This window comes from Nonlabens sp. (assembly GCF_047636915.1).
GTDB lineage: Bacteria > Bacteroidota > Bacteroidia > Flavobacteriales > Flavobacteriaceae > Nonlabens.
Genome location: NZ_JBLIGN010000144.1, coordinates 1 through 4,118, shown reverse-complemented (window position 1 = coordinate 4,118; position 4,118 = coordinate 1). Strand labels below are relative to the sequence as shown.

Genomic DNA, 4,118 nt, shown 5'->3' with positions numbered 1-4,118 from the left:
CAAGGTACCATATTCTTTAATCCTTTTACCACAAAGGTTATTAAAGAATCTATCCAAACTAACAATTTAAAACTAGCCCTTAGAATACCCAGTAAGGAAGGTTTAAGCGTAGATTCTGAAATTTCAATTCTTTACAGACTAGAGGTTGACATGGTTCCTACAGTTCTACAAAATCTAGGTCCTAATTATGAAGGTGTTATGGCAGCTGTTTTTCGTTCTGCAAGTTCAGATGTTTGTTCGCAGTTTTTAGCGAAAGACATGCACTCTGGAAAAAGAGCCGATATCGAAGAAGCAATCAAAACTAAAATGGAAGAAACTCTTACCTCACAAGGAATTATTATTGAAGCGGTTCTTATGAAAAGCATCCGTTTGCCTCAACGTCTTTCCCTTTCTATCGAGGAGAAGCTACAAGCTGAACAGGATGCTATGAGAATGGAGTTTATTTTACAAAGAGAACGTCTGGAAGCAGACCGTAAAATCATTGAGGCAATGGGAACTAGAGATGCTCAAAAAATATTAGCAGAAGGCCTTACGCCAGAAATTCTGAAAATACGCAGTATTGAAGCTTTTATTGAGTTGGCAAAATCTACTAACAGTAAAGTGATTATTACGGACGGTAGAACGCCGTACCTTATTAACGAAACAAAAAACTAGCCTTTTAATTTTTAAAAAAATGGGTTGAGCTAAGAAATTAGTCAACCCATTTTTATTGCTTTCAATTAGATTTTTAATATTCTCTAACTGCTTTTACATCCGTTTTTCCTTAAAATTGAATTTGAAGCTCGGTCAAGTTCCATATAAACTTCTATTTTAAATAAAATAGAACGCGAGAAATTTATCAAAATTAATATCATCCTAAATATATTCCTGATAACAAAAGCTATCGTAATTTTGCTACATGAAAAATCTATTCATTTATCTAGATAATTGTAACACCTGCCAGCGCATAAAAAGTGAACTAAGACTATCTGCGGCGATTACTTTACAGAACATAAAAGAGGAGCCAGTGACTTCAGAGCAAGTAGAGTTCCTAAAAGAACAAGCTGGTTCTTATGAAGCTCTCTTTAATAGACGCGCGCAATTATACCGAGGTCGTGGACTTCATGAAAAAGACCTGTCTGACGAAAATTATAAAGAATTATTACTCGATCATTACACGTTTATTAAACGACCTATTCTTATTTACAATGGCGAGGCTTTTATTGGTAATTCTAAACAGGTCATAGCTGATACAAAAGTGGCCCTTTCTTAAATGAGCGCACGTACAGTAGCTATTATTTGCGGATTCTTTGTCGCTTTATTTTACGCCTATAATTTTACCGCCGCAAAACAAATCACACCAGAATTTATAGGACCTTTTGGACTTACCTGGTATCGAGTAATCGTCACTTGCGCTATTTTCTGGACCATATCCCTATTTACTGGACCTAAGGAAAAAGTCCCGTTTAAGGAATTGCCACTCATCGCTCTTGCAGCGTTTTGTGGCGTAGGTTTTAACATGATAACCTTTATGTGGGGATTATCGCTTACCTCGCCTATAAGCGCTTCTGTTCTTATGGTGAGCACCCCTATTATCGTATTAGTTTTAAGCGCAGTATTTTTAAAGGAACGCCTTTTTGCAACCCGAATTATAGGAATTCTTATCGGCTTTTCTGGAGCGGCTCTTTTAATATTTTTGTCCACTGGTGCTGGGGCAGATGCGACTCATCCGGCCTTGGGAAACCTATTGATATTTATGAATGCAGTTTCCTTTGCCTTTTATATTCTTCTAGCAAAAAAACTTACGGCAAAATATCACGTCTTCACATTAATGAAATGGTTGTACTTTTTTGGCGTTTTATTCATCACTCCGTTTGGAATTATGCAAGGACTGGCATTTGATTTTTCCATAGCAAGTACAACTACCTTGCTCCATATAGCTTACGTAATTTTGTTTGCCACTTTTGGAACTTACATGCTCAACATCATTGCAATAAGAACATTAAAACCCAGTGTTGTAGCTGTATTTGTATATTTACAACCATTACTGGCTACGCTAATAGCTGTAGGCTTAGGGACAGACATAATCACATGGCAAAAAGCGGTTTCCGGACTGCTTATTTTTACTGGTGTCTTCCTTACTGGGTTGAAAAATAAAAAAGTTGTTAAAATCTCTTCCTCTTATTAAGTATCATGGTATGTCCTGAGGGAATTCACCATGGGCTCTCATATGGCTTTTTTCCAAAATTATAAAATCAGTAGATCGTGGAAAATGTTTGATCTTTTCCTGTAAATCTGAATGCAACGGCATGATTTTACGCTCTTTAAGATTCAACCAAGCACCCGTCATTAAGCCACGGGCTACGTTGCGACCTTTATGATCATAAAAATTATGTCTAAAACTAAACATACTTCCATCTTCGCTCATCCCTGTTACTTCGCAACTCACTGTTACCGGTTTACCTTGATGTATCTCTTTAAAATAGAAAATATTTTCATTAAAGACAACCGGTCCAGTGTTGTATTGCGCCATCTCGCGCTGCCCAAAGTTATTCTCTATTAAGAAAGCCATCCGCGTGTGGCTCATAAAGTTCTGATACGCACTATTTGCCATGTGCCTATTAGGATCTAAGTCACTCCACCTTACATCAAACTCCTTCTTATACATTTCTTAATTCTTTTGCACGAAGGTATTCTATGCTTACATAGTAATAAAAAGGTTGGGATATTTTTAATAGTTCCGCTTTCGCGAAAGCGAGATCACAAAACTAGTCCGTGCTAGAAACCGGCTTTAGTTTACTCATTGCTTTCCATAAAAAGTAAGCTGTAATGACAGTAGAAAGCACATCTGCAATAGGAAAACTAATCCACACCCCTAATTCTCCAAAAAAGTTAGGAAGAATCAATAACAAGGGTATCAAAATAATGGCCATCCGGAGAAGAGTCAATAATAAGGCAGGAATTGCTTTACCAATGGCTTGATAATATGCAGAACCTATCAATTGAATAGCAATAATAGGTACCGAAAGAAACACCAATTTCATCGCAAAGGAAGCTTGCTCGATAACCTCAGGATTATCGGTAAAAACAGCTGAAATTTCATAAGTAAAAAAGAAAAGACCCAAGAAAATAAGTACGCCTAGTCCACAAGAAATCTTTAGTGAAGTATAAATAACCTCGCGTACTCGACCCCATAATTCTGCGCCATAATTATATCCTGCAATAGGTAAAAAACCTTGAGTCACCCCCATAACTGGAAATAAGGCAAACATCATCATACTTCCTATAATTCTAAAAACGGCAACACCGTCGGCACCGCTTAATTCAAAAAGAATATTATTCATGATAAGGAAAACAAAACTGGAAGTTGCCTGTCTTGATAAGGTTACAAAACCAAGACTGCTAATTTCTTTTAGAATTCCCCAGTCTGGCAACAAGTGTTTAAGAGAGCAAAGAAGTTCGCTTTTTCCAGAAACGAAAAACCAAAGCACATAACCAAAACAAAGAATGTAACTAATGGTAGTTGCCCAAGCAGCTCCTGCCATTCCCATTCCTAATCTATTGATAAAAATATAATCCAAAACTAAATTGCCCACCGACGGTATCAACATAGCAATCATAGCATGTTTAGGAGCGCCTTCAGCTCTGATAACATTATTACCCATCATACACAGCCCTAAAATAGGAATACCGTAAAAGACAATTTTATAATACACCTTTGCTGGTTCAAATAGTGCTCCTCTTCCACCAAACGCTGGCACTAAAGAGTCCACATAAAGAAGACCAAAGACCGCCATCAAAACGGTTATCAATACGGTAAGAGAAAGCATGTTGCCAAAAGTATGTTTTGCTTTATCCGTATTATCTGCTCCTAATGCTCGAGAAATAATACTAGATCCTCCTATTCCTATCGCCATTCCTAAAGCAGCTACAAAAAAAGAAATAGGTAACACAACACCTATGGCTGCCAGCGCATCTGAATTGATCCAGTTGCCCACAAAAATACTATCGGCCAGTATATTAAGTGACATCACTAATATACCAATAGACGCAGGAACTGCTTGCTTAATCAACAAACTAGTTATCGTTTCTGTTCCTAAAAGTTGGGATTTGCTGGGTGTTTTTGTAGACATGTGCTG

Annotated in this window: 5 protein-coding genes; 3 read left to right on the top strand and 2 right to left on the bottom strand. The window is 37.3% G+C overall.

What is annotated here, in order from left to right; all coding sequences use genetic code 11:
- The 3 genes from ACJAT0_RS12870 to ACJAT0_RS12860 form a co-directional block, all read left to right on the top strand.
- Positions 1-654: prohibitin family protein (locus tag ACJAT0_RS12870; RefSeq protein ID WP_415181977.1), on the top strand; the 654-nt coding region annotated here is incomplete at its 5' end.
- A gap of 244 nt (positions 655-898) precedes the next feature.
- On the top strand, positions 899-1,252 hold the full coding sequence (locus ACJAT0_RS12865) for an arsenate reductase family protein (RefSeq protein WP_415181976.1): 354 nt from the start codon (positions 899-901) through the stop codon (positions 1,250-1,252).
- A complete protein-coding gene (locus ACJAT0_RS12860) occupies positions 1,253-2,167 on the top strand; it encodes a DMT family transporter (RefSeq protein WP_415181975.1) in 915 nt (304 codons plus the stop codon).
- Positions 2,168-2,170: 3 nt separating this feature from the next.
- On the opposite strand, the gene ACJAT0_RS12855 is transcribed toward ACJAT0_RS12860, so the two are convergent.
- Together ACJAT0_RS12855 and ACJAT0_RS12850 are read right to left on the bottom strand one after the other, a co-directional pair.
- Positions 2,171-2,647, bottom strand: coding sequence for an acyl-CoA thioesterase (locus ACJAT0_RS12855; protein ID WP_415181974.1), 477 nt, complete (start codon positions 2,645-2,647; stop codon positions 2,171-2,173).
- 100 nt (positions 2,648-2,747) lie between these two features.
- A complete protein-coding gene (locus ACJAT0_RS12850; protein ID WP_415181978.1) occupies positions 2,748-4,112 on the bottom strand; it encodes an MATE family efflux transporter in 1,365 nt (454 codons plus the stop codon).
- Positions 4,113-4,118 lie beyond the last annotated feature (6 nt).